This is a genomic window from Blastococcus sp. TF02-8 (assembly GCF_003319175.1).
GTDB lineage: Bacteria > Actinomycetota > Actinomycetes > Mycobacteriales > Geodermatophilaceae > Blastococcus.
This window is the reverse complement of the sequence record NZ_QOHK01000001.1, coordinates 340,871-365,695: the sequence shown is the minus strand read 5'-3', so window position 1 is coordinate 365,695 and position 24,825 is coordinate 340,871. Positions and strand designations below refer to the sequence as shown.

24 protein-coding genes are annotated in these 24,825 nt (G+C 74.7%); 8 read left to right on the top strand and 16 right to left on the bottom strand.

The features are described 5' to 3' along the window. Positions 1–15 precede the first annotated feature (15 nt). Positions 16–525, top strand: coding sequence for a G/U mismatch-specific DNA glycosylase (gene mug / locus DQ237_RS01740; protein ID WP_113796495.1), 510 nt, complete (start codon positions 16–18; stop codon positions 523–525). Here the strand turns inward: mug and DQ237_RS01735 are convergent. After that, the gene (locus tag DQ237_RS01735) at positions 515–853 is read right to left on the bottom strand and encodes a YciI-like protein (protein ID WP_240619331.1); all 339 of its coding nucleotides are present in this window, start codon (positions 851–853) and stop codon (positions 515–517) included. The two genes, mug and DQ237_RS01735, sit on opposite strands and share 11 nt — an antisense overlap. Between DQ237_RS01735 and DQ237_RS01730 the strand changes: the two genes are divergently transcribed. Both DQ237_RS01730 and DQ237_RS01725 read left to right on the top strand, forming a co-directional pair. Continuing rightward, entirely contained in the window at positions 830–1,270 is a 441-nt protein-coding gene (locus tag DQ237_RS01730) for a flavodoxin family protein (protein WP_113796493.1), read from the top strand. The genes DQ237_RS01735 and DQ237_RS01730 overlap by 24 nt on opposite strands. A 74-nt stretch (positions 1,271–1,344) precedes the next feature. Then, the gene (locus DQ237_RS01725) at positions 1,345–2,061 is read left to right on the top strand and encodes a dienelactone hydrolase family protein (protein WP_113796491.1); all 717 of its coding nucleotides are present in this window, start codon (positions 1,345–1,347) and stop codon (positions 2,059–2,061) included. On the opposite strand, the gene DQ237_RS01720 is transcribed toward DQ237_RS01725, so the two are convergent. From DQ237_RS01720 to DQ237_RS01710, 3 genes are all read right to left on the bottom strand, one after another. Continuing rightward, a complete protein-coding gene (locus DQ237_RS01720; protein ID WP_205730029.1) occupies positions 2,058–3,821 on the bottom strand; it encodes a SpoIIE family protein phosphatase in 1,764 nt (587 codons plus the stop codon). The genes DQ237_RS01725 and DQ237_RS01720 overlap by 4 nt on opposite strands. A gap of 55 nt (positions 3,822–3,876) precedes the next feature. Next, positions 3,877–4,113, bottom strand: a complete 237-nt coding sequence (locus tag DQ237_RS01715; RefSeq protein ID WP_113796487.1) for a hypothetical protein — start codon at positions 4,111–4,113, stop codon at positions 3,877–3,879. 79 nt (positions 4,114–4,192) lie between these two features. Then, entirely contained in the window at positions 4,193–4,396 is a 204-nt protein-coding gene (locus tag DQ237_RS01710; RefSeq protein ID WP_104524457.1) for a cold-shock protein, read from the bottom strand. 246 nt (positions 4,397–4,642) lie between these two features. Between DQ237_RS01710 and DQ237_RS01705 the strand changes: the two genes are divergently transcribed. Continuing rightward, positions 4,643–5,992 (top strand): alpha-amylase family glycosyl hydrolase, encoded by a 1,350-nt coding sequence (locus DQ237_RS01705; protein WP_113796485.1) that lies wholly within the window; start codon positions 4,643–4,645, stop codon positions 5,990–5,992. 3 nt (positions 5,993–5,995) lie between these two features. On the opposite strand, the gene DQ237_RS01700 is transcribed toward DQ237_RS01705, so the two are convergent. Next, entirely contained in the window at positions 5,996–6,358 is a 363-nt protein-coding gene (locus DQ237_RS01700) for a DUF1330 domain-containing protein (RefSeq protein ID WP_113796483.1), read from the bottom strand. A 31-nt stretch (positions 6,359–6,389) separates the two neighbouring features. Here DQ237_RS01700 and DQ237_RS01695 point away from each other — a divergent pair, with 31 nt between their 5' ends. Continuing rightward, the gene (locus tag DQ237_RS01695; protein WP_113796481.1) at positions 6,390–7,256 is read left to right on the top strand and encodes an alpha/beta fold hydrolase; all 867 of its coding nucleotides are present in this window, start codon (positions 6,390–6,392) and stop codon (positions 7,254–7,256) included. 3 nt (positions 7,257–7,259) lie between these two features. Here the strand turns inward: DQ237_RS01695 and DQ237_RS01690 are convergent, their stop codons facing one another. Next, entirely contained in the window at positions 7,260–8,870 is a 1,611-nt protein-coding gene (locus tag DQ237_RS01690; RefSeq protein WP_240619330.1) for a peptide chain release factor 3, read from the bottom strand. A gap of 206 nt (positions 8,871–9,076) precedes the next feature. Between DQ237_RS01690 and DQ237_RS01685 the strand changes: the two genes are divergently transcribed. Then, entirely contained in the window at positions 9,077–9,571 is a 495-nt protein-coding gene (locus tag DQ237_RS01685) for an FBP domain-containing protein (RefSeq protein ID WP_113796477.1), read from the top strand. A gap of 14 nt (positions 9,572–9,585) precedes the next feature. Here DQ237_RS01685 and DQ237_RS01680 read toward each other — a convergent pair whose 3' ends face one another. The 9 genes from DQ237_RS01680 to DQ237_RS01645 all read right to left on the bottom strand — a co-directional run bounded on the left by DQ237_RS01680 (position 9,586) and on the right by DQ237_RS01645 (position 21,431). Beyond that, the gene (locus tag DQ237_RS01680; RefSeq protein WP_240619329.1) at positions 9,586–10,809 is read right to left on the bottom strand and encodes an MFS transporter; all 1,224 of its coding nucleotides are present in this window, start codon (positions 10,807–10,809) and stop codon (positions 9,586–9,588) included. Between the two features lie 69 nt (positions 10,810–10,878). Continuing rightward, positions 10,879–12,123 (bottom strand): HNH endonuclease signature motif containing protein, encoded by a 1,245-nt coding sequence (locus DQ237_RS01675; RefSeq protein WP_113796473.1) that lies wholly within the window; start codon positions 12,121–12,123, stop codon positions 10,879–10,881. A 115-nt stretch (positions 12,124–12,238) separates the two neighbouring features. Continuing rightward, positions 12,239–12,817: a GNAT family N-acetyltransferase gene (locus tag DQ237_RS01670; protein WP_205730028.1), complete on the bottom strand. Its 579-nt coding sequence runs from the start codon at positions 12,815–12,817 to the stop codon at positions 12,239–12,241. Continuing rightward, positions 12,814–14,886 (bottom strand): penicillin acylase family protein, encoded by a 2,073-nt coding sequence (locus tag DQ237_RS01665; RefSeq protein ID WP_113796472.1) that lies wholly within the window; start codon positions 14,884–14,886, stop codon positions 12,814–12,816. Before DQ237_RS01665 ends, DQ237_RS01670 begins: the two co-directional genes overlap by 4 nt. After that, the gene (locus tag DQ237_RS01660; RefSeq protein ID WP_240619328.1) at positions 14,883–16,697 is read right to left on the bottom strand and encodes an IucA/IucC family siderophore biosynthesis protein; all 1,815 of its coding nucleotides are present in this window, start codon (positions 16,695–16,697) and stop codon (positions 14,883–14,885) included. Before DQ237_RS01660 ends, DQ237_RS01665 begins: the two co-directional genes overlap by 4 nt. Further along, the gene (locus DQ237_RS19545) at positions 16,694–17,254 is read right to left on the bottom strand and encodes a GNAT family N-acetyltransferase (protein ID WP_166509449.1); all 561 of its coding nucleotides are present in this window, start codon (positions 17,252–17,254) and stop codon (positions 16,694–16,696) included. Before DQ237_RS19545 ends, DQ237_RS01660 begins: the two co-directional genes overlap by 4 nt. Then, the gene (locus DQ237_RS01655) at positions 17,251–18,588 is read right to left on the bottom strand and encodes a lysine N(6)-hydroxylase/L-ornithine N(5)-oxygenase family protein (protein ID WP_113796470.1); all 1,338 of its coding nucleotides are present in this window, start codon (positions 18,586–18,588) and stop codon (positions 17,251–17,253) included. The genes DQ237_RS19545 and DQ237_RS01655 overlap by 4 nt, the downstream gene beginning before the upstream one ends. Continuing rightward, entirely contained in the window at positions 18,585–20,072 is a 1,488-nt protein-coding gene (locus tag DQ237_RS01650) for an aspartate aminotransferase family protein (RefSeq protein WP_113796468.1), read from the bottom strand. The genes DQ237_RS01655 and DQ237_RS01650 overlap by 4 nt, the downstream gene beginning before the upstream one ends. A gap of 153 nt (positions 20,073–20,225) precedes the next feature. Continuing rightward, entirely contained in the window at positions 20,226–21,431 is a 1,206-nt protein-coding gene (locus DQ237_RS01645; protein WP_113796466.1) for an MFS transporter, read from the bottom strand. 212 nt (positions 21,432–21,643) lie between these two features. Here DQ237_RS01645 and DQ237_RS01640 point away from each other — a divergent pair, with 212 nt between their 5' ends. Both DQ237_RS01640 and DQ237_RS19540 read left to right on the top strand, forming a co-directional pair. Beyond that, positions 21,644–22,987: a glycosyltransferase gene (locus DQ237_RS01640; RefSeq protein ID WP_113796464.1), complete on the top strand. Its 1,344-nt coding sequence runs from the start codon at positions 21,644–21,646 to the stop codon at positions 22,985–22,987. 2 nt (positions 22,988–22,989) lie between these two features. Beyond that, positions 22,990–23,145, top strand: a complete 156-nt coding sequence (locus DQ237_RS19540; RefSeq protein WP_166509448.1) for a hypothetical protein — start codon at positions 22,990–22,992, stop codon at positions 23,143–23,145. A 62-nt stretch (positions 23,146–23,207) separates the two neighbouring features. Here DQ237_RS19540 and DQ237_RS01635 read toward each other — a convergent pair whose 3' ends face one another. Continuing rightward, positions 23,208–24,821 (bottom strand): glycoside hydrolase family 13 protein, encoded by a 1,614-nt coding sequence (locus DQ237_RS01635; RefSeq protein WP_240619327.1) that lies wholly within the window; start codon positions 24,819–24,821, stop codon positions 23,208–23,210. Positions 24,822–24,825: the final 4 nt, after the last annotated feature.

The following is a 24,825-nucleotide window of genomic DNA, read 5'->3' as shown; positions in this document are numbered from 1 at the left end:
GGGGATCATGGCGGGGTGCCCGCCAAGCCCCTGCCCGACATCGTGGCGCCGGGGCTGGACGTGCTGTTCTGCGGGATCAACCCGTCGCTGATGTCGGCGGAGCGGGGGCACCACTTCGCGCGGCCGGGCAACCGGTTCTGGCCGGCGCTGCACCTGGCCGGCCTCACCCCGCGGCGGCTGCGGCCGGAGGAGGACCGCGAGCTGCTGGCCCACGGTCTGGGCGTGACTAACCTGGTGGACCGGCCCACCCGCGCCGCGGCCGAGCTGACCGCGGACGAGCTGATCGCAGGGGCCGCGGCGCTGGAGCGCCTGGTCAGCACCTACCGGCCCCGCGTGCTCGCCGTCCTCGGCATCACCGCGTGGCGGACGGCGTTCGGTCGCCCCCGGGCGACCGCCGGCCTGCAGGAGGAGCGGCTCGGGGGCGCGCAGACCTGGGTGGTGCCGAACCCGAGCGGGCTCAACGCGCACGCCCAGCTGCCCGACCTGGCCCGCAGCTACGCCCAGCTGCGGCCGGTCACCCGATGACCACGCTCCACGGGCGGATCGCCCACGAGGTCACGAGCCCCTCGCGCACGTAGGGGTCGGCGGCGACGAACCGCTCCACGACCTCGTGCGGCGCCGTCCAGACCAGCAGTGCCCGGTCGTAGGGGTCGGGCAGGGCGCCGGCGAGCAGCAGCTCACCGCGGTCGTGAGCCGCGCGCGCCAGCGCGAGGTGCTCCTCCCGCAGGGCGGCCCGCCGGGCCAGGTAGTCGTCGGCCAGCGCGTACTCGAGGACCAGGTGCATGCCCGCATGATCCGCGCCGCGCCGGCCGTGCGCGATGATGCGGGCGTGCCGCGCCTGCTCGTCGTCCACCACACGCCCTCGCCCGCGCCGCAGGCGGTGCTCGAGGCGGTCAAGGAGGGGGTGGCGATGGTGGAGGGCGTGGAGCTCGTCCTGCGCCCGGCGCTGTCCGCCGGCCCCGCCGACCTGCTGGCGGCCGACGGCGTGCTGCTCGGGACACCGGCGAACATCGGGTACATGTCGGGAGCGCTGAAGCACTTCTTCGACACGGTCTACTACCCGTGCCTGGACGCGACGCCGGGGTTGCCCTACGGCGTCTACGTGCACGGCAACGACGACACGGCGGGTGCCCTGACCGCGGTCGAGCGGATCACCGGGGCGCTGCGCTGGAAGCGGGTCGCCGCGCCGCTGAGCCTCACCGGCGCGCCGTCGGCGGCGGACCTGGAGGCGGTCCGCGAGCTGGCGGCCACGGTGGCCGTCGGCCTCTGACCCGGTCCGCCGGGCGGTGCGGCGCCGCCCCGGCTAGCGTCGGTCGGACCCCGGCGGAAGGACTGCTCGTGCCCATGACCTCGATCCCCGGTGCGGCGAGCGCGCCGGAACTCCGGGCGTACGTGAGCCGGCCGCCGGTCGGCGAGGGGCCGTGGCCGGGCGTCGTGGTGCTGCACGAGGCCTTCGGGCTCACCGACGACATCCGCCAGCAGGCCGATCGGCTGGCCGCGGCCGGATATCTCGCCGTGGCGCCGGACCTGTTCACCGCCGGGGGAGCGCTCCGCTGCCTGCAAGGGACCTTCCGCTCGTTGCTGCGCCGCTCGGGACCGGCCTTCGGCGACATCGACGCGGCCCGCCGCTGGACGGCGGACCTCCCCGACTGCACGGGACGCGTCGGCGTGGTCGGCTTCTGCATGGGTGGTGGGTTCGCGCTCCTGGCTGCGACCCGCGGCTTCGACGCGGCCTCGCCGAACTACGGCTTCGTACCCGCGGACGCCGAGCGGGTGCTCGAGGGCGCCTGCCCGGTGGTGGCCAGCTACGGCCGCCGGGACCCGGTGCTGCGCGGCGCCGCGGACCGGTTGCGGGGAGCGCTCGACGCGCTGGACGTGCCCCACGACGTCGTCGAGTACCCCGACGCCGGGCACTCCTTCCTCAACCGGCACAACAGCGGGCCGTTCGCCATCATCGAGCGGGTCACCGGCTTCAGCTACCACCAGCCCTCGGCCGAGGACGCCTGGGCGCGGATCCTGCGCTTCTTCGGCACCCACCTCCTGGCGGGCGGGGACCGCTAGGCGGTCACGCGGAGGACCAGCAGCGCGACGTCGTCGGTGAAGTCGGGCTCGAGCCGGTCGAGCAGCGCGTCGCAGGTCTCCTCCGCCGAGAGGGCGTGCAGGTCGGTGGCCGCGGCGAGCAGGCGCTCGAACCCGTCGTCGAGGGTGGCGTCGCGCCGTTCCACCAGGCCGTCGGTGTAGAGGACGACGGTCGACCCCGGCTCCAGCGGCAGCGCGTGGGCCTGCCGGCCGGTCCACGGGGCCACGCCGAGCAGCAGGTTGCGGGGCCGTTCGAGCAGCACGGCCTCACCCCGCGGCCCCACCACCAGCGGCGGTGGGTGGCCGGCGTTGGACCAGCGCAGGACGGGCGCGCCGCCGGGAGCCTCCGGCGGTTCGACGTGGGCGAGCGCCGCCGTGGCGAGGGTGGTCACGCCCAGGTCGACCACCGCGCGGTCGAGGGCGGTCAGCACCTGCGCCGGGTCCCCGGCCACCGCGTGGGCGACGCCGCGCAGCATGTTGCGCAGCTGACCCATCACCGCGGCGGCCGTGCGGTCGTGCCCGGTGACGTCGCCGACCACGAGGGTGGTCGCCCCGGAGGGTGCGGTGAAGGCGTCGTACCAGTCGCCCCCTACCTCGGCCTCACGTGCGGCGGGCCGGTAGCGGACGGCGATGCGCAGCCCGGGCGGCTGCGGCGGCTCGGTGAGCATCGAGCGCTGGAGCGCCTCGGCCAGGTTGCGGGTGGCGGCGGCCTGCCGGCGTTCGCGTTCCAGCCGCGCCACGCGGTCCAGGGCCTGCGCGCACTGCGCCGCGAACGCCTCGAGCACGCGGACGTCGTCGTCCTCGAGGGGGTGGGGTCCGTGCCAGCCGACGGCCAGCGAGCCCAGGACGCGGTCGCCGGTCCGCATGGGCAGGACCGCCCACGCGCGCAGCCCGGCCGCGGGGGCCGGGGCGGTCGAGTGGTGGTCGGCGTCCGGGACCAGGACCGGCCGGCCGCGGGCGGCGACCGCCAGGGGGGAGTCGGAACCGGCGGGGATGCGCCGGCCACTGCCGCGCCCGTCGACGACGCGCAGCTCGCTGCTGCCCGGCTGCGCGACGGCCACGGCGAGCAGGTCGGCGGAGAGGCCCGGGCCGCCGTGGTCGGCCAGCAGCCGGAAGAGGTCGGCGCGGCTCTCTGCCGCGGCCAGCGCCGAGACGGTGCGGGCCAGCCCGGCCAGCGCCCGGGCCGTGCGCCGCTCCCGCTCGGTGAGGGCCAGCAGGCGGGCGTTCAGCTGCTCCAGCTCCCGGGTGCGCGCGTACAGGTCGCCCTCGACCCGCGCGGCGCGGTCCCGCCACTCCTGACCCCGGGCTGCCTCGTCGCGGGCGTCGTCCCGGTCGCGGATGTACTCGGTGATGTCGTCGGAGCGGTGCAGGATCAGCGCCACCTCGCCGTCGTCGTGGAGGATCGGCACGTTGCGCGGACTCCAGAAGCGCTCCTCGAACCGGCCGTCGGGCATGGCGATGTCGTACTTCTGGATCGCCATGGTGTGCGGTCGGCGGGTGTCCCGGGCCCGCTCCAGGGAGGCCTTGAGGTTGACCAGGCCGTCGGCCGCCGGGTCGTCGGGGTTCATCGGGAAGACGTCGAACAGGTTCCGTCCGACGGTGTCCTCGAGCGTGGTGGCGGTGGCCCGGAGGCGCGCCTCGTTGGCGTGCACGATGTCGAAGTCGGGCGTGAGCAGGATGAACGGCGTCGGAGCCGCGTCGAAGACCCGTCGGTAGTCGGGCTCGGGCAGGCGGTCGGTCACGGGTCTCCGCTGTCGTTGCATCGTCGCTGGGGGACCGGCCCATTGTGACCGATCGTCACCACCGCAGCGGATGGGTGGAGCGGGAGTGCGCGGTGCGGCACGCGCGGCAGTTGCCCCAGGTGGCGATGGAGACCGGCGTGGTGGCCGCGCCGCACTCGGGGCACTCGACCGGTTCGGCAGCGGCCGCCCGCGCCTCGGCCAGGGCCCGCGAGCGGTCCTCGTGGATCGCGGCGTCCCCCCGGCAGGGGCAGCCCAGCGGCGCGTCCGCGCAGAGTCCGACGTGTTCGGCCATGGGTGCTCCTCGGGTGGGGGTGCCGGATACGACGACGGGGCCACGGCGCAGTGCGCCGTGACCCCGTCGAGTGCTCACATCAGAGCGGGCGGACGTTCTCCGCCTGCGGGCCCTTCTGGCCCTGCGTCACGTCGAACTCGACCTGCTGGCCCTCGTCGAGGGAGCGGTAGCCGTCGCTGACGATGGCGGAGTAGTGGCAGAAGACGTCGGCGCCGCCGCCGTCCTGGGCGATGAACCCGAAGCCCTTCTCCGCGTTGAACCACTTCACAGTGCCCTGAGCCATGTTCGTTCTTCTTCCGTGCTGGGAGGTGTCCACCGCCGGCACGCGCCGGTGGTGGGGCCGCCGCACCGACCGGCAGGACCGAGAGGAACGTCAGGCAGAGACGACTGCGGACGTCCAAGAACGAAAGCAGAGGCGCAACAGCGACCGGGACGGACTCTACCCGCACCCACCTGCGACGACGGCGCCGCGGTGGCGGCGAGTCCCTCGGGCGGGTGGCGCCGGCGGTCGTAGGGCAGCATCGCCGCCATGGCGAGCGGAGGCGCGGGCGGCCGCGTGAACGGACCGGAGTGGGTGCGGGACGCCGTCTGGTGGCACGTCTACCCACTGGGCTTCGTGGGGGCGGAGCGGAGCCGGGAGACCGACCGGCCGGTGGCCCACCGGCTGGACCACCTGGGCGCCTGGCTGGACCACGCGCTCGAGCTGGGCGCCTCCGGGCTGGCCCTCGGCCCGGTGTTCGACTCGGAGACCCACGGCTACGACACCGTCGACCACCTGCGCATCGACCCTCGGCTCGGCGACGACGCCGACTTCGACCGGCTGCTCGCCGCCTGCCGGGAGCGCGGCCTGCGGCTGCTGCTCGACGGCGTCTTCAACCACGTCGGCCGCGGGCACCCGGCGTTCCGTGCGGTGCTGGAGCAGGGGCCGTCGGCGCCGACCGCGTCGTGGTTCCGGCTGCGGTGGCCCGACGGCCCCTGGGCACCGGGCACCGAGCCGGGCTACGACGACTTCGAGGGCCATGCCGCCCTGGTGGCGCTGGACCACTCGGCGCCGGAGGTGGAGGACCTCGTCGTCGAGGCCATGACGCACTGGCTGGACCGCGGCGCCGACGGCTGGCGGCTGGACGCCGCCTACGCGGTGCCGACGACCTTCTGGTCGCGGGTGGCCGACCGTGTGCGGGCCCGCCACCCCCGGGCCTACCTGATGGGCGAGGTCATCCACGGGGACTACGCGCAGGTGGTCACCGAGGGGCACCTGGACTCGGTCACGCAGTACGAGCTGTGGAAGGCGGTCTGGAGTTCGCTCAACGACGGCAACTTCTACGAGCTCGACGCGGCGCTCACCCGGCACGGGCAGTTCCTCGACCGGTTCACCCCGTACACGTTCCTCGGCAACCACGACGTCACCCGCATCGCCAGCCGGCTGGACGACGAGCGGCACCTGGCGCACGCGCTGGTCGTCCTCCTCACCACCGGTGGCACGCCTGCGGTCTACGCGGGGGACGAGCACGCGTTCCGCGGCGTCAAGGAGGACCGGGCCGGTGGTGACGACGCCGTCCGCCCACCCTTCCCGGCCACGCCGGCGGAGCTCTCGGCGCTGGGACTGCCGACCTACCGGCTGCACCAGGAGCTGATCGGGCTGCGCCGCCGGCACCGGTGGCTGCACACCGCCCGCACCCGCACGCTCCACCTGGACAACCGGCAGCTGGCCTACGAGGTGGCCGGCGACGGTGAGCGGCTCGTCGTCGTCCTCAACCTGGACGACAGCGGTGCCGACGTCCCGGTCCGGGGGACCGGGGCGACGCTCGCCGGAGCGGCGCAGGTCAGCGGCGACCGGGTACGGCTGGCCGCCCACGGCTGGGCGGTGCTGGCCGGCTGACGGTCACCAGGGGATGGTCGCCTGCAGCACGGCCTCGCTGAGCGCGCGGGTGCGCAGCTCGGTGACCTGCTGGTACTCGGGGTCGGCGACCATCGCGCTGAACGCCGCGCGGGAGGGGTAGCGGACCAGCAGCACGGCGTCCCAGGCCTGACCGTCCTCGGCCACCAGCGAGGTCGACCCGTCGCCGGCGTAGAGGACCTCGCCGCCGTGACGCGCCAGGAAGGTGTCGCGCAGTGCCGCGGCGTACTGCGCGTAGAGCTCGCGGCCGCCCTCGGCGAAACGCAGCAGGTTCAGCATCACCACGGGCCCGCCCGGGTCCTCCTGCAGATAGCGCTTCAGGTCCGCGCCGCGGGGGTCGACAGCCATGGCGCGCACGCTATCGGGGTAGAGGGGGCGCATGCACGCAGGACCACGGGAAGGCAGCATCCGGCTGGGCGACGGCCGGACGCTGGCGTACGCCGAGTACGGCGACCCCGACGGCGAGCCGGTCCTCGGCTGCCACGGCTCGCCCAGCTCGCGGCTGGAGCGGCACGTCGAGGACCCGGAGGACTACCGGCGCTGGGGCGTGCGGCTGATCGTCCCCGACCGGCCCGGGTTCGGGCGGTCCGACCCGATGCCGGGCCGTCGCGTCGTGGACTGGCCCGACGACGTGCGGCAGCTGCTCCGCTCCCTCGCGGTGGACCGCTTCGCGGTGCTGAGCCTCTCCGGCGGAGCGGCGTACGCGCTGGCCTGCGCGCACGCGTTCGGGGACCGCGTGCGGACCGTCGGCATCCTGGGCGGGGCGCCGCCGCCCGACGTCCCGTGGCCCTGGCCACGCTGGATCCCGTCCCGGGTGCGGTCGGGGCTGCACCGGCCGGCGCAGCTGGCGACGGTGCTGCGGCCGGTCTTCGCGCCCCTGGGGCTGCGTCCGGCGCTGATCCCGCGCTACCTGCAGCTCCGCCTGAACGCCGCCGACCGGCGGGTCATCGGCCGGCCGGTGGTCCGGCAGGTGCTGGCCACCACCTTCACCGAGGGTCTGCGCGCCGGCACAGCCGCCCTGGCCGAGGACCGGGCACTGCTGTTCCGCCCCTGGGGGTTCCCGCTGGGCGAGGTGCGCCAGCGGGTGCACATCTGGCACGGGACGCAGGACTGGCAGGTGCCCGTCGTCCTCGGGCAGCTGCTCAGCACGATGCTCCCGAACTGCTCGGCGCACTGGATGGCCGGCGAGGGGCACTTCCTCGTCTTCGACCACGCCCGGGACGTCTACCGGACGCTGCTGCCCTGAGGATCAGGCCAGCTGCGCGGCGACCAGTGGCTCGAGCGTGATGGTCGAGTGCCGCTGCTGCAGCATCCGCAGCGCCCACTTGTCGGTGAACAGCGCCAGCAGCTCGCCGTTGGAGCGCTGGACCACCTCGGTGCCGCCCGAGGCGGCCACCAGGGGCACGGACTCCTCGTCGGTGCGCATCGCCAGGCTGTAGGGCAGCCGGTCCAGGTGCACCGCGGCGTTGAACTCGTGCTCCATCCGGTGGGTGGCCACCTCGAACTGCATCGGTCCGACGACGGCGAGCACGGGGGAGCCGTCGCCCCGGCGCTCGGAGCGCAGCACCTGCACCACGCCCTCGGAGTCCAACTGCTCGATGCCCTTGCGGAACTGCTTGTGCTTCGCGGTGTCCTTGCTGCGCACCACGGCGAAGTGCTCGGGTGCGAAGGTGGTCAGCGGGGGATAGGTGACCGGCTTGTCGCTGTAGAGGCTGTCGCCCACGCCGAGCGCGTTGGCGTTGACCAGGCCGACGACGTCACCGGGGTAGGCGAGGTCGACGACCTCGCGGTCGCGGCCGAACACCTGCTGGGCGTACTTGGTGGCGAACGGTCGCTTCGTGCGGCCGTGGGTGACGACCATGCCCCGCTCGAAGACGCCCGAGCAGATCCGGATGTAGGCCAGCCGGTCGCGGTGGGCGGCGTCCATGCCGGACTGCACCTTGAACACGAACGCGCTGAACGGGGCGGCCAGGTCCCGGACCGCGCCCTCGGCGTCGGGCCGCCCGACCGGGGCGGGGGCGAGGTCGACGAGGGTGTCCAGCAGGGCGCCGACGCCGAAGTTGGACACGGCCGAGGCGAACAGGACCGGCGTGCTGACCCCGCCGAGGAAGGACTCCTGGTCGTGGTTCTGGCCGGACTCGGTGAGCAGCTCGGCCTCCTCCTCGGCCGTCGTCCACACATCGCCCTCCTGGGCGGTGGCCTCGGCGGCGGAGAGCAGTTCCTCGGGGGCGATCGTGGCGCCGCCGGCGGTGCGGGTGAACCGGCGGAAGTCGCCGGTGCGCCGGTCGAGCACGCCGCGGAAGTCGCCGGCGATGCCCACCGGCCAGGTGAGCGGGGTCGGGGTCAGGCCGGTGCGCTCGGTGATCTCGTCCATGAGCTCGAGGGCGTCCTTGCCCGGCCGGTCCCACTTGTTGATCACGGTGACGATCGGGATGCCGCGGTGCTTGCAGACGGCGAAGAGCTTCATGGTCTGCGCTTCGAGGCCCTTGGCGGCGTCGACCAGCATCACCGCGGCGTCGACGGCGGTGAGGACCCGGTAGGTGTCCTCGGAGAAGTCGGCGTGGCCGGGGGTGTCGAGCAGGTTGATGACGGCGTCGCGGTAGCCGAACTGCAGGGCCGCGGAGGTGATGGAGATGCCGCGGTCGCGCTCCATCTCCATCCAGTCGCTCACCGTGCCGCGGCGGCCGGCCTTGCCGTGGACCGCGCCGGCCTGGCCGATCACGCGGGCGTGCAGCGCGAGGGCCTCGGTCAGGGTGGACTTGCCGGCGTCGGGGTGGCTGATGACGGCGAAGGTGCGCCGGCGGGCGGCCTCCTCGACCGCCGAGCGGGCAGCATCGGTGGGGGAGCTGACGGCACTCACGGGTGGTTCTCCTCGAGCGGGGGGACACCGCATCCGTGGCGTCGGCCTACCCGTCCGCCCGGGACGGCCGGGCGCGGGGCCGGGGGTGTCCGGTTCCTGCCAGGCTACAGAGGCGGGCGCCGGCGGCCGGAAATCGTTCGCCTCGCGGCAGGTCGTGCGGCAGCATCGCGCGGCGTACCGACGTACCACCCGAGGAGCACAGCACCGTGGAGATCCTGACCGAGCAGCGACTGCGCCGGTCGTTCGTGAACTGTTCCCGGGGTGAGGCCGCCGGTCTGGCGCTGCCCCGGGACTTCGCCGACCTGCCGTGGGCGGAGCTGGAGCTGCTGGGCTGGCGCGACCCGAAGGCGCCGTTGCGCGGATACCTCGTGGTCGAGCGCGACGGCGGGCCGGTGGGGATCGCTCTCCGGGCGGCCGACACCCGGATGTCGGCCCGCACCCCGGCCATGTGCCTGATGTGCCGCACCGCGCAGTCGGGGGACGCGATCTCGCTGTTCACCGCCCGCCGCACCGGTGAGGCCGGCCGGAACGGGAACACGGTGGGCACCTACATGTGCGCTGATCTCCGCTGCGCCGTGCGGGCCCGCACCGAGATCCCACCGTGGCTGCGCGACCGGGACCCCGAGGAGGTCGCCGACGAGCGCGCGGCGGAACTGCGGGAGCGGGTGGACGCCTTCCTCGACGCGGTCCAGCGGGGCTGAGGCCGCGGCGGGCGTCAGGCGGCCAGCGCGCCGGAGTCGTCGGGGGCGGCGGCCGCGCGGCCCCGGCGGCGGAGCCGGACACCGGCCACCGCCCCGGCCGCGAGCAGGACGAGCACCGCCGCGTAGATCTCGGTGACCGTCTCCAGGCCGACCGAGGCGGACACCGCGCCGGCGAGGATCGCCGGCAGGCTGAAGCTCAGGTAGCCGACCACGAAGATGCTCGACATCAGGCCGGCGCGCTCGGCCGGAGCCACGCCGGCACTCGCCGTGGCAACCGCGCCGAGGAAGGCAAGGCCGAAGCCGAGCCCCGAGACGACGGCCGAGACGAAGAGCACGGGCGTCTGCACGGTCACGAGGGCGGCGATCGTGCCGGAGACGCCGACCGCGAAGAGGATGGCGCCGAGGACCATGGCGCGCTCGTGCAGGAGGTCGCGGCCCAGCACCGCGCCGACCGCCGCCGAGCCCTGCATGGCCAGGACGAGCAGGCTGCCGACGAGGTGGTCGTCGATGCCGAACACCGAGGCGGCGAGCGAGGGCCCGAGGGACAGGTACAGCCCGCCCAGGGCCCACGCCGCGACGAGGACCGGGAGGACGGCGAGGAACGCGGGGCGCTGGGACCGGGGGACGCGCACGGTGGGCCGCAGCGAGCCGACCGCACCCGGCGCGCGGGGCGAGGTCTCCGGCAGGAGCGGGACCGCGAGGGCGCCGAGCACCAGCGCGAGGGCGAGGGCCGCGAACACCCAGCGGGTCGGGCTCGCCACGTACTCGACCACGAGGCCGGCGCCGACGACGCCGGTCGACAGCCCGAAACCGGGGGCTGCGCTGTTGACCAGGGCCCCGAGCGGGCGGTCGGTGCGCTGGGTGTCGAGCAGCACCGCGCCGAGGGTTCCGGTGAGCGCGCCCATGGACAGGCCCTGCAGCACGCGTGCGGCCAGCAGCCAGCCCACCCCGCCGGCGGCGAGGAAGACGACCATCGCGACGGCCTGCAGGAGCAGCCCGCCGATGAGGACCGGCCTGCGCCCCACGTGGTCGGACAGCCCGCCGACGACGAGCAGGGCCACGAGCAGCGCCATGGCGTAGATGCCGAAGACGGTGGTGAGCGTCGCCGGGCCGAAGTCGAACTGCTCCTGGTAGACGCGGTAGAGGGGAGTGGGCACACCCGAGGCGGCGAGCACCAGCAGCAGGAGCCCGGCCGTCGTCCAGAAAGCCGGGGTCCGGGTGAGCGTCGGGGCAGGCACGATGGTGAGCAAGGGCAACGAGCGGTGCGCCATTCCCGGCCCGGGCGTGTCCCCGCCCCAGCGGCCGGTTCAGCCGGCGCGGGTGGTGACCGGTTCGGTGGTGATGCGGGGCAGGACGTGGATCTCGGTGCCGTCGGGGCGGTGGGTGTGCCATCGGCCGGCGGGATCTCGTTCGATCCGGAACCCGTGGTGGACCTTGCCGTGGTGGCGTTCGCAGAGGAGTGCTGCGTTGCCGAGGCTGGTGTCGCCGCCGTCGGCCCAGTGGACGAGGTGGTGGACGTCGCACCAGTGGGCGGGGGCGTCGCAGCCGGCGAAGACGCAGCCACCGTCGCGGGCCTCCACGGCCCGCCGGAGGTGGTGGGTGAACAGCCGGTGGGAGCGACCGAGGTCCAGGGGCGCGCCGTCGGGGCCGATGACGATGCGTGCGACGGTGCCGTCGCAGGCCAGCCAGCGGGCCCGTGCTGCGGAGATGGTGGCCCCGAATCCCAGCCGTGCCGCCCCAGGGCCCGTCGACGGGTCGACCAGGTCGTCGAGGTCGACACGGACCACCACGTGCGGCTTGAAGGTGCGCAGCGTGGGCAGGGTGCCGGCGGCGAGCTGGTTGTCGCAGAGCTGGACGAGGGCGTCGGCGGACTGCTGGGCGCGGGTGCGAGTGTCTCCGGCGGGGCGGCTGGCCTGCAGGATCGACTCGATCGCTGCCTGGAACTTCTCCCCACCCACGGCGTCGAGCTCGAACCGGCCGCTGACCGACCCGTCGGCGTGCGTGGCCATCGTCAGCGATCGCTGCTCGGTGGGGTCCGGTTCGGTTCCGTCGGGGTCGAGGCGGTCCAGGTAGTGGGCGACGGCCTGGCGCAGCACCGGGTGGAACTGGGTGCGGGCGACCTCGGCCAGCGCCTCGTCGACCCCGGCCAGGTCCACACCGGCGTCCTGCGCGGCGGCCAGGTTCTTCGGTTCGGCGACCGGCGCGATCACCGACACCGCCTCGGCGGAGATGTCACCGGCGGCGAACGCCGCGGCCACCGCGGGCAGGTGCTCCACCGCTCGCCCGGTGCGCACCAGCGAGGACGCGGCACGGGCGGAGAACCGGGCGTGCCGACGCAGCCAGGACTGCATCGAGGCCTTGCCGTCGAACTCCGCGGCGTCGGCCAGCTCGCACTGGCGCACCGTGCGCGCGACCTCGGCGGCCAGCCGGTTCTGCAGGGTCAGCAGCTCCCCGAACCGCTCCAGCAGAGCCGGCCCGAACGACCCGTCCAGCCGCTCGGACGACAGCTCGTCGAGAGCCGCCTCCAGGGCCGCCGAACCATTCGAACACATGTACGAATACTAGCCGGTCCGACCAACGTCCGCACGATGAATCCCCAGGTCAGAAGCCTGTGCACAGACGGACCGGAGGTCTTGCGCGGAGGTGGCAGCGCGCTCGGCTGCGGTCTCAGGCGTAGGTCGCGGAGAGGCCTTCGAGCACCTCTCGGGAGAGGAAGGCCAGCTGTGCCTTCTTCTCGGGCAGGTCGATCAGCGGTCCCAGCTCGAACCCCAGCCGGGTGATGCGGGCGACCGCCGCCGCGTTGCCCGCGTCCGGCTCCGCGACGATGCGCTGCACCGCGGGGTCCCGCAGGAGCACCGGCCCCAGCGCGCCGAAGAGCCGGGGGGTGAAGTTCCGTTCCGGGGTGCCGGCCGGTGCGAGGAGCAGGTGGATGCCGAGGTCACCCGGCTGCACCGCGTAGGTCTCGCCGACCGGGTCCTCCGCCGGCTCGTAGGTCTGCAGCAGTGCGACGGGGACGCCCTCGACCGACAGGAGGTACGCGTGGTGGGTGTCCAGGGAGTCGACGAACCCGTAGATCTCCCGCACCTGCTCCTCGGTGTGGTCGGTCATGCCCCAGAACCGGGCGCGCTCCTCCCGCACCCAGGAGTGCACGAGCGGCGCGTCCCCCTCCGGGTCGAGCACGCGCACGGTCATCGTGCGATCGGACCCGAACGGAACGGGCCCCTCGACGAGGCGGGCATCGGTCACGGGAGCTCCTCCGGGGATGCGGGAACGGGGACGAGGTCGCCGCGGACCCACAGCGGGGTCTGGTCCTCGGCGTGCGGGCCGGGTGCGCCGTCGGCACCCAGCGGGACCACCCAGCGGCTGGCGCCGCGGTCGGCGAGGTCCCAGACGTAGCGGGCGACCGGCCCGCGGAAGGACAGGTCGGTCACCCCGGGCACGCTGGCGGTGGCCAGCACGCAGTCGGTGTCGCCCGACAGCGGGGTCCCGTCGGCGGGGCGGACGACGGCGTCCTCCCAGCCGGTGCCGTCCAGCGAGTGCACGGTGTGCAGGCGATGACTCCCGCCCCACTCCGCAGGCCCGGCCGCGGCGGCGTCGTCCAGTGCCTGGCGGGCCAGCTCCGCCACGTCCACCCCGACCTCGGGGAGCACGCCGAGCAGTCGCGAGAGCGAGGTCCCGATCCGCTCGACGGGGTCGAGCCACGGCGCCAGGACCTCCGGCAGCCCCGCCGGCACGTGCGCCGGAGCGAGCAGCGGCAGGGCAGCGATCCGCCGGACGAGAGCCGAGCGCCAGGCGGCGAGGGCGCCGGCTCCTTCGCTGCCGGCGTCCATCCGCCGGTCCCAGGTCCTGACCGCGGCGAGCAGGTGGGCCGCCGGCGTGCCCTCCGCCGGGAACGCCGAGTCCAGGAGCAGGTCGACCGCTCCGGTGGGCGGTGCGCTGGTGTCGACCAGCACGGCCGCGAGGTCGTCGACGGTCAGCCCGGTGCGGCCGGTCAGCAGGGCGCGCAGCCGGGCGGCCCGGTGCGGCGGGGCGAAGACGGTGCCGAACCGCGCGACGTCGGGCCGCGCGTCGTTGGCGGTCACCGCGACGCCGTCCCAGGGCGCGTGGTCGGTCACCCGCTGCCCGGCCGGCACGGGATGGGTGCCCCGCCACGCGGACGCCGCCTCCCACGCAGGAACCGGGTACCAGCCGTTGGCGGTCGCGCGGTCCGGCACCCGGCCGGCCACGAGCTGGCGGACGTCACCGGTGGTGTCGGCGACGAGGTAGGCGTTCACCGGCTCGATCCAGGAGGCGAGCGCCGCCTCGACGTCACCCGCGGTGCGCGCCCGCAGCAGCGCCGGCAGCGCCTCGAACCCGAGCGCGGCATCGACCCGGCTCGGCGTGCGCAGCGACAGGGCCTCGTCGGGCCCCCACGAGGGCACCACCACGGGGCCCCGTGCCGTCTCCACCGTCTCGACGTCCACCGGTTCGCCGTCGCGCACGGCCAGCCGCACCGTGCTGACCTCCGCCGGCTCCCAGCCCTCGGGCCCGTGCGCCTGCACCGAGTCGTCGTCGCGGCGCAGCCGTTCCCGGTAGAGGTCCTGGTAGTCGGCCATCGCGTTGGTCACCGCCCAGGCGACCGTGCCGGTGTGCCCGAAGTGAGCCACTCCGGGTACCCCGGGGAACGCCAGCCCGACGACGTCGACCTCGTCGCAGACCAGCCGCACCTGCTGGTAGACGCCGGGGCGCTCCAGGACCCGGTGCGGGTCGCCCGCCACCAGCGGCAGCCCCGATGCCGTGCGGGTGCCGGTGACCGCCACCGCGTTGCTGCCCTCCGGCGGCCCCAACCCCAGGGCGACGGCGAGCTCCGGGCCCAGCCCGGGCCCGAAGGAGCGCAGCAGGTGGCCGCGCCACAGCTTCGATCCGACCGTCCCGAACAGGACGTGCTGGACGAGGAAGATCCCGAGCGGCGTCCACGGCTGCCAGCGGCCGGCGCCGAGACCGAGGGCGCGCAGCTCCGGTGACCGCGCCGCCCCCTCGGCCAGCCCGTCCCGCACGCCCTCGACGTACGCCTCGACCCACGCCCGCGTGGCCGGGTCGAGCGCCGCGTGGCACCGGCGGGCGGTGTCGTCGAGCCGCGCCCGGGCGGCGAAGGTGTCCCACGGGAGCCCGGCCGCGCCGACGTGCGCCGCCAGTGTCGCCTCGCTGCGCCACCGCTCGACCTCGAGCTGCCAGGCACGGTCGACGGCGGTGACCCGTCCCTGTTCCCGGGCCAGCTCGTCGAACGATCCCGCGCGCACCGTCGGCACGCCCCAGGCGTCGCGCTCCACGCTCATCGGCGGGGGCCGAAGGGCGCGACCGGGTTGGCCAGCGTTCCGGCGTACTGCAGCGAGGAGGTCTGGTCGGCGAGGTCCACCATCTGCAGAGTGTTGCGCAGCTGCAGCCGGTTGAGGCACGAGTGCGCGAACTCCGGCGCGAACAGGTCGAACCGCTCGTGCAGCTCCGGGTGCGCCGCCCGGTGCGCCAGCAGGCACTCGGCCACGACCGGCCAGAACTCGTCCGCGGGCAGCAGACCGTCCCCGTCCAGCACGGCGGACAGGTAGCGGAGGAAGCCGTCGAAGACGTCGGTGAACACCGACAGCAGCCGGACGTCGTCGGGCTCGTCGACCCGGATGCGCTCGATCTCCGCCGGCAGGGGTCGGTCGCCGAAGACCGCGACCTCCTCGCCGACGTCCTTCATGAACACCCGCGCCGGCGTCGAGCCGCTCAGCACGACGATGACGTTCTCCCCGTGCGGCATGAACGCGAGGTCGTGGGCGAGCAGGCAGTGGACGACGGGCCGCAGGTAGGCGTCCAGGTAGCGGCGCACCCAGGCCCGCGCACCCAGGCCGGAGTCCGCGACCAGTCCGCCCACCAGAGAGCGCCCCTCGGCGTCGCGGTGCAGCAGTGCGGCCATGGTCATCGCCCGCTCGTCGGCAGCCAGCCGGGGCACCGGGCTCTCCCGCCACAGCGCGGCGATCATCCGCTGGTAGGGCGAGCGGATCCCGCGCGCCGCCATCCGGTGGTAGGCGTCGCCGGTGTAGCCGATCGCGGCCAGCTCGCGCAGCACGTCGAACCCGGCGCCGGCGAGCTCGGCGTCGGACCGGACCACCGAGGCCACCCAGTCGTTGATGGCGGGGGTGGGGCGCATGTAGGCCGGGGAGAGGCCCCGCAGGAACCCCATGTTCTGGATCGCGAGCGCCGTCTTCACGTAGTGCCGGTCGGGGCGGTCCAGGTCGAAGAAGGTCCGGATCGACTGCTGCGCCTGGTAGCGGTCCTCGCTCCGGCCCACCGGGACCAGGTCGCGCCGGCCGACGTCCGCCGCGAAGGTGACCGCCAGCCGGTGCTCCCACTGCCACGGGTGCACGGGGAGGTAGCGGTAGTCGGCCGGGTCCAGGCCGAGTTCCCGCAGCCGCCGCGCGAAGCGCTCGAGCTGCTCCTCGCCGAGCTGCCCGGAGTACAGCAGCCCCTCGTCGACGCCGTCCCCGCACGCCAGGTGGGTGTGCTCGCGGCGCGCCGCCACCCACACCAACCGGACGGGTTCCCCGGCCTCGGGCGCGTAGGCGGCGGTGTCGGCCAGTCCGAAGCCGATCCGCCCGTTGTTGGCCACGAACGCCGGATGGCCCTCGGTCATCGACCGCTCGACGGTCTGCAGGTCGGCGCGGGCCAGCTCTCGGGCGTCGGCACGGCGGTGGTGCAGCTTCCAGGCCACCCCGGCGAGGGTCGCGCTGACCTCCTCGAGGTAGGTGGCCAGCAGTGCGTCGGGGATGCCGAGGTCGGGCTGCAGCTCGTCGATCAGCGCGAGGGCGTCCAGGGGCGCCTCGGCACCGTCGACGGTCCGGGTCACCGAGGCGGGGTCGACGTCCCAGTGCTCCAGCGGCAGCACCCGGGCGGCGAACCGGTAGCACACGCCGTCGCCCGTCGGCAGCTTCCACCAGGTCCGCCCGGAGGCGCCGGCCGGCCCCTCGGCCGGACCGGGCGTCACCAGCCGCTCGTGCGCGAACTCCGACAGCGCCTTGGTGACGACGTGCCGGTGTGCCCGGGCCATCGCGGCCGGCTCGAGGTGTGCCGCCGCGGCGAACCTCTGCTCGGTCGGGGTCGCGGTCATCGCAGCATCGCCCCCAGCTCGCTGGCCGCGAAGGCCTCGGGCGTGCAGGTGCTCAGCATCGCCGTCTTGTGGCCGAGATCCAGCGGCCCGTGCTCGACGAACCCGGCCGCCCGGTTCTTCGCCCGGATCGCCTCGTTGCGCGCGTCGGGCTCGACCACGACCCGGCGGGCGCCGGGCCGGTCCAGGCAGAACTGCACGACCGCCGCCATGACCGCCGACGTCAGGCCCGGGACCCGGTCACCGGTCGGCGGCGCGACCAGCAGGTGCATGCCGACGTCGCCGGGGGAGGCCTCCCACACCCCGGCGAGCTCGCGGTGCTGCGGGTCGTAGGTCTCGGCGAGGAACGTCGGCACGCCCTCGACCCGGCCCAGCCACGCGTCGTGGTGCGGATCGGCGGCGATCGCCGCGTAGGCATCGTGCACCTCGTCGCGCCCGCACTCCTGCATCAGCCAGTAGGCCGACCGGGGGGAGGTGACCCAGGTGTGCAGCAGGTCGAGGTCGCGGTCGACGTCGAGCGGTTCGAGCGTGAGCAGCCCGACCGGCGTGCCGGCGTTCACCGGGCGGCCCCGAGGGCCACCAGCGGGTCGGCGCCCACCTCGGCGGCGTCCTCGACGCCGAAGGACTGGTAGGCGATGTGCTCCTCCACGACGTAGACCTCGCGGCCGCACATGGCGTTGATGATCACCGAGTTCCGGTAGGGCCCCATCCCGAGGTCCGGGCTGAGCAGGCTGTGGGTGTGCTCCTCGGCGTTCTGCACGTAGATCTCCCGCCCGTCGACGTCGATCGAGTGGTCGAAGGCGACGTCGTAGCGGCCGCGGGCGTCCCACCGGATGCGGTCGCGCACCGGGTCGAGGAACATCGGCACCTCCGCGCGGTAGCCGGTGGCCAGCACCAGGCCCCGCGTGGTGCGCGCGACCGTGCGGCCCTGCTCCTCGTGGTGCAGCTCCAGGACGTACTCGCGCCGCAGGGCGTCCCAGCGGGCACCGGTCACCTCGGCGCCGGTGAGCAGCGACGTCGGCACCTCGCCGCGCCGGCCCTTCCGGTACAGCGTGTCGTAGATGGCGTCGACCAGGTCGCCGCTGATGCCCTTGAACAGGTGCCGTTGCTCGCGGGCGAGGGCGTCGCGGCGCGCCATCGGCAGGGCGTGGTGGTAGCGCGCGTACTCCGGCGAGGTCATCTCCAGGGTCAGCTTGGTGACCTCCATGGGGAAGAACCGGGGGGCGCGGGTCACCCAGTCGACGCGGTAGCCGAACCGGTCGGCGTCCTCGAGCAGGTCGAGGTAGACCTCCGCCGCGCTCTGCCCGCTGCCCACGACGGTGACGTGCCCGAGGGTCTGCAGCTCCTCCTTGTGCTGGAGGTACTGCGCGGTGTGCCAGGCCGGGCCCGGCAGGTCGCGCAGCGGGGCGGGGACCGACGGCACCGTCCCGGCGCCGAGCACCAGTCGCCGCCCGAGGTGGACCTCCTCGGCACCGGTCGCGACGACGCGGGCGGTCACCCGGTACACGCCGTCGGCGTGCTCGACGCGCTCGACGCGGCGGCCCCAGCGCAGGCCGGGGACCCGCTCGGCGACCCAGCGGCAGTAGGCGTCGTACTCGGCCCGCAGCGGCTGGAAGTCCTCGCGGATGAAGAACGGGTACAGCCGGCCGGTCGCCTTGAGGTAGGCGAGGTAGGAGTACGGCGACGTCGGGTCGGCCATCGTGACCAGGTCGGCGAGGAACGGCACCTGGAGCGTCGTGCCCTCGATGAGCATCCCCGGGTGCCAGGAGAACTCCTCGGAGTCGTCCAGGAACACCCCGGAGAGGTCGGGCACGGGGGCGCAGAGCGCGGCGAGCCCCAGGTTGAACGGCCCGATCCCGACGGCGACGAAGTCGTGCACCTGCGCGTCGTTCACGCCGGCACCCCCTCGAGGACGCGGGCCCGCGCCAGCAGGTCGTCGCCGGCCTCGCGGACCAGGCCGACGACGGCACGCACGTCCGCCCGGGTGGTCCCGGGGTTGAGGAGGGTGAACTTCAGCCAGGGCCGGCCGTCGACGACGGTGCGGGCGACGACGGCCTCGCCCTCGTCGAACAGCCGCTCGCGGATGCCGGCGACGAGCCGGTCCGCCTCGACCGGGTCGAGGGCGCCGTCGGGTCCGGCCGGACGGTAGCGGAACAGCACGGTGCTGAGGGTCGGCGCGCTGTGCACCTCGAAGTCGGCGTCCCCGGCCAGCTCCGCGTGCACGCCCGCGGCGAGGTCGAGGCAGGCGTCGAACGCCTCGCCGATGGCGTCGGCGCCCATGGCGCGCAACGTCACCCACAGCTTGAGCGCGTCGAAGCGCCGCGTCGTCTGCAGGCTGCGGTCGACCTGGTTGGGTGCCCGCTCGCCACGGGGGTTGAGGTAGTCGGCGTGGTGCGTGCCGTGCCGCAGCGTCGCGCCGTCGCGCACCAGCACCGCCGAGGAGGCCACGGGCTGGAAGAAGGTCTTGTGGAAGTCGACGGTCACCGAGTCGGCGCGCTCGATCCCGTCGACGAGGTGCCGGTTGCGGCGCGAGACGAGCAGGCCCCCGCCGTAGGCGGCGTCGACGTGCAGCCAGACGCCGGCCTCGGCGCAGACGTCGGCGACGGCGGGCAGCGGGTCGATCCGGCCGAGGTCGGTCGTCCCGGCGGTGGTGGAGACCGCCATGACGACGTCGCCGGCGGCCCGGACCGCGGCCACCGTGCGGCGCAGCCCGGCCAGGTCCATCCGGTGGTGACCGTCTGTCGGGACGGTCACGACCGCGTCGCCGCCGAGGCCGAGCAGGCGGGCGGCCTTGACGACGCTGAAGTGCGCCTGGTCGGTGGCGAGGATGCGCAGGCGGGCGCCTCCGGGCAGCCGGCCGCCGGGGAGCGCGGCGAGCGTCTCGTCGCGGGCGAGCAGCAGGGCGTGCAGGTTGGACTGGGTGCCGCCGCTGGTGAACACCCCGTCGGCGAGCGGGCCGAGCCCGGCGCGGCCGGCGGCCCAGGCGATGAGGCGGCGCTCCATGAGCGTCGCGGTCGTCGACTGGTCGTAGGTGTCCACCGACGTGTTGACCGCCGAGGCCAGCAGGTCGGCCGCGAGGGCCGGGATGGCGACCGGGCAGTTGAGGTGGGCGACGTAGCCGGGCTCGTGGAACCACACGGCGTGCTCCAGGTAGAGGCGCGAGGTCTCCTTGAGCGCGGAGAACGTGTCGCCGAGCGGGGCGTCGAGGTCGATGCCGTCGACCAGCTCCGCGAGGTCCTCCTGGGGGGCGCCCGAGCGGGGCCGGCGGACCACGCGCACCCGGTCGGTCAGCGCGCCGAGCGCGGCGGTCACGACGGCGGCATAGTGGTCGACCGTCGCGCCCGAGAAGAGGTGGGTGGTCGGCTGGTGCTCTGTCACGGATGGCCCTCTCACGTAGGTTAGCCTCACCTAACCAGGCGGACACTACACACGTCCGGGCCGTCGTCTCCGGGGGTGTGCGAGAGGGATCGAGAGGATGCCGGCGGTGCGGCGAGGCCGCCCGACGGCACCCTCGGGATGCCCGTGGGCGGGTCAGCGACCGGCGGCGGCGCGGCGGCTGCGGGCGGCCAGCGCACCGCTCGCGACGACCATGACCACGCCGGCGGCGACCACGGTCAGCAGCCCCACGCGCAGGCCGCTGGCGTCGGCGACCACCCCGACCAGCGGCGGGGACGCGAGCAGCCCGACCCGCAGCAGCCAGTTGATCATCGACAGCCCCGCACCGGGCGGCAGCCCCGGCAGCCGGTCGGCCGCGGCATAGGCCGCCGGAACCACGGTCGCCGCCCCCAGCCCGGCCAGGGCGAAGCCGGCCAGGGTTCCCGGCACGGAGGGGAAGGCCAGGGCGGCCCCCATGCCCACGGCGATCAGGACGCCGCCGGACCGGGTCACGGCGCGCTGGCCGACGCGGTCCACCACCCGGTCGCCGGTCAGCCGGCCCAGCGTCATCGTCGTCTGGAGCGCGACCAGACCGAGCCCGGCCGTCGCCGGCGCGGCATCGAGGTCCTCGCGCAGGTAGAGCGCGCTCCACGATGCGCCGGCGTCCTCCACGAACACCCCGGCAGCGGCCAGCAGCCCCAGGGCGCCGAGCAGCAGTGCGGTGCGCGAGCGCGGGACCAGGGGCACGCCCGCGCCGGCGGACCCGGGCGCGCGATCGTCCTCGTCCGCCCCGGGCAGCATCGCCCGCGCCGCCAGCACGGCGGTGAGGGAGGCGAGCACGCCGACGGCGCCCAGGTGCCAGGGCAGCGGCACGGCCAGCCCGGCGGCAGCCGAGCCGACGAGCGCGCCGGCGACGGCGCCGAGGCTCCAGAGGCCGTGGAAGGCGTGGAAGATCGACCGCCCGTAGCGCCGCTCCACCCGCAGCCCGTGCGCGTTCTGCGCGACGTCGACCAGGGCGTCCACCGCGCCGGCCAGGAAGAGCACGCCGGCCAGGGCCGGCCACGTGGGCACCGCCGCCACCGCGGTCATGGCCGCGGCCAGCACCACCAGCCCGTAGGCGGCGACCCGCCCCGATCCGAGGCGCCGGATCAGCGGGGCGGACCAGAGCGCGGCGGTCAGCGCGCCGAGCGGACCGGCCGCCAGGGCCGTGCCGAGAGCGGCGTTGCTCAGCTGCAGGGCGTCCTTGAGCTCCGGCAGCCGCGGCAGCAGGTTCGTGTACAGCACCGCGTTGAGGAAGAACCAGGTGCCGACGGCGGTGCGGGCGGCCCGCGGCGGGGCCGGGAGCGGGGGAGCGGACGGCACGGGCCGATCCTCCCAAACGCGTGCGATGCCCGGTTCCGCCCGCAGCCGATGACGGAACGCAGTCACATCCTCGCAGTCCGCTCACGCTCCGTACTCCTTGCGAGCGATATCGACCCATTTCGCGACACAGGGTCACGACACGGGCCCACCATGGACGCTGCTTGGGGGAAGCGGTGGCTCTCGGTCATCGCTGAGCAACGGGGGAAACACGCATGATCGACAGCACGCGCACGGCCGTCCTGGACCGGCCCGCCGCAGGAGCGGCACCGGTTCCGACGGCGCCGCGGGCCGATGACCGCCGCGGTCCGGCCGACCGCCGGCCGCTCATCACGGTGCTGGTGCCCGCGCACGACGAGGGCGACCGCATCACCGCCACCCTCACTGGCCTCGCCGGCCAGACGCTGCCGCCGTCGCGCGTCGTCGTCGTCGCCGACAACTGCACCGACGACACCGTCGCCCGGGCGCTGGCCGCCGGCGCCGAGGTGCTGGAGACCGTCGGCAACCGGGACAAGAAGGCCGGCGCGCTGAACCAGGCGTGGCGGCTGCGGTTCCGCCGGCAGACCGTCGGTGACCGCCGGGACGCCGATCGTCGCCGCGCCGACCGTCGGTCCGCGGCACCCGCCGCCGTGGGTTCGGCCTACGCCGGCTCCGAACGGCGGAACCCCGCCGGTGGGCGCCGCGGTGCAGCGCTGCGCCGGACCCTGGCCGAGCGCCGTGCCGCGTCGAGCGGGCGACCGGACGCCGTCGACTCCGACCTGGTCCTCGTCCAGGACGCCGACTCGCAGCTCGACCCCGGCTTCCTCGCCGGCGCCGCCCGCCACGTGCTCGCCGACGACCGCATGGGCGCGGTCGGCGGCACGTTCCGCGGCGACGAGGGTGGCGGCTTCGTCGGGCACCTCCAGCGCAACGAGTACGCCCGCTACGCCCGCGACGTCCGGCGGCTGAAGGGCAAGTGCCTGGTCGTCACCGGCACCGCGGCGATGTTCCGGGCCGCGACGCTGCGCGAGATCTCCGCCGCCCGCCTCGAGGGCCGCCTCCCGGCCGGCGACGGCCAGGGCGGCATCTACGACACGACGGTGCTGACGGAGGACAACGAGCTCACCTTCGCGATCCTCCACCTGGGGTACCGCGTGCTCAGCCCGATGGAGTGCACGCTGGTGACCGAGGTCATGCCGACCTGGCGGGACCTGTGGAACCAGCGGCTGCGCTGGAAGCGCGGCGCCATCGAGAACTGCTTCCAGTACGGCCTGACGGGGATCACCTGGCGGTACTGGGGCCGGCAGCTGCTCACGCTGCTCGGGGTGCTCGTCACCTTCCTCTACCTGGGCTCCATCGGCATCTCGCTGGCCACCGAGGGCGCGCTGCACGTCCAGCCCTTCTGGCTGGCCGTCACCGGGCTCTTCGTCGTCGAGCGCGTGGTCACCGTCCGGTACCGCGGGTGGAAGCGGATGCTCGCCGCGGGGCTGATGTACGAGCTCCTCTACGACCTCTTCCTGCAGGCCGTCCACGCCAAGGCGTACCTGGACGCCGCCCTGAACCGCGAGAGGAGGTGGTAACGATGTACGACAACCCGTCCGCCCCTCTGGCAGCCGGTGGCACCGGTGGCGCTCTGGCCTACACGGGCTTCGGCAGCGTCTGGCTGGCGCTCGCGGCCTTCGCGATGCTCGCCGTCGGCACCGCGCTCATGCGCATCGTCCCTCGCAGCGAGGGCTGAACCACCCGGGGCGGGTGAGCCGTAGGGCTCACCCGCCCCGTTCGCGTCCGCCCGCGCCCGGTTCAGTCCTCGGCGATCCAGACCGCGGTGTCCGGCGGCAGCGCCAGCGTGCGCCGCGACGTGTGTGCCACCTGCGGCGCCGAGCACAGCAGCAGAGTCCCCGCGGTCCGCACGAGCACCGTGTGCTCGCCCATGTTGATCACGCACCGCACCGCGCGTCCCTCGGCGGTGCTCCGCACGGTGAGCAGGTCACCGCGGCGGCTGACGGTCGCCACGCCCGAGCCCAGCGCCGGGTGCTCCGCCCGCACGGCGAGCGCCTGCCGGTAGAGGTTCAGCATCGAGCGGTCGTCACGGGCCTGCCGGGAGACGGCGTACCGGCGCCACTCGGCGGGGATCGGCAGCCACGGCTGCGCCGAACCGCGGGGGGAGAAGCCCACACCGGGCGTGGCGTTCCACGGCATCGGGACGCGGCAGCCGTCTCGACCGCTGCGCTGCCCGCCGCTGCGGAAGAAGATCGGGTCGCGCTTGTGCTCGTCGGGCACGTGCGCCTGGGGCAGGCCGAGCTCGTCGCCGGCGTAGATGTAGGCCGAGCCCGGCAGGGCGAGCTTCAGCAGCGCGGCCGCGCGGGCCCGGGCGTCGCCGACCTCGCCACCACCGAAGCGGGTGACCTGCCGGTCCTTGTCGTGGTTGCCGAGCACCCACGAGACCGGCGCGCCGACCGTGCCGAACGCGTCCAGCGCGCTCTGCACACCGTCGGCGAACGCCTCGGCCGACCAGCCGGACTTCAGCAGCCGGAACGAGAAGGCCTGGTGCATCTCGTCGGGCCGCGAGTAGAGCGCGATCTCCCGCGGGTCGGCCAGGCAGACCTCGCCGACGAGCATCGTGTCCGGGTACTCGTCGCAGACGGAGCGCCAGCGGCGCCACACGTCGTGCACCTCGGGCTGGTTCCACGTCATGGCCTGCTCCGGGCCGTGGCCGAACAGGGTGGGGGAGTACTCGCCCGGGTTGTCGCGCAGCCCGGCGTCCTTGAACAGCCCGTAGGCGACGTCGACGCGGAAGCCGTCGACCCCACGGTCCAGCCAGAAGCGCAGCGTCCGCTCGAAGTCCTCGGCGACCGCCGGGTCGCGCCAGTTGAGGTCGGGCTGCTCGGGAGCGAACAGGTGCAGGTACCAGCGGCCGTCGGGCGTCCGCGACCAGGCCGGGCCGCCGAACAGCGAGCGCCAGTTGTTCGGTGGCTCCTCCGACGGCGGCGCGAAGTGGTAGCGAGCGGCCTCGGGGGAGTCCGGATCGGCCAGCGCGGCCTGGAACCACGGGTGCTGGTCGGAGGTGTGGTTCGGGACGATGTCCAGCAGCACCCGCAGGCCGAGGGAGCGGGCGTCCTGGACGAGCGCCTCGAGGTCGGCGACGTCCCCGTACTCGGGGTCCACCGCGCGGTAGTCGCTGATGTCGTAGCCGCCGTCGGCGCCGCCGGAGGGGTAGTGCGGGTTGATCCACAGCGCGTCGACGCCCAGCCAGTTCAGGTAGGGCAGGCGGGCGCGCAGGCCGGCCAGGTCACCGATGCCGTCGCCGTTCCCGTCGGCGAACGAGCGCAGGTAGACCTGGTAGACGACCGCGTCGCGCCACCAGGGGGACGTCTTCTGCTCGGTCGCGGCCTGACGTCGAGCCGAGGACCGCACCGTT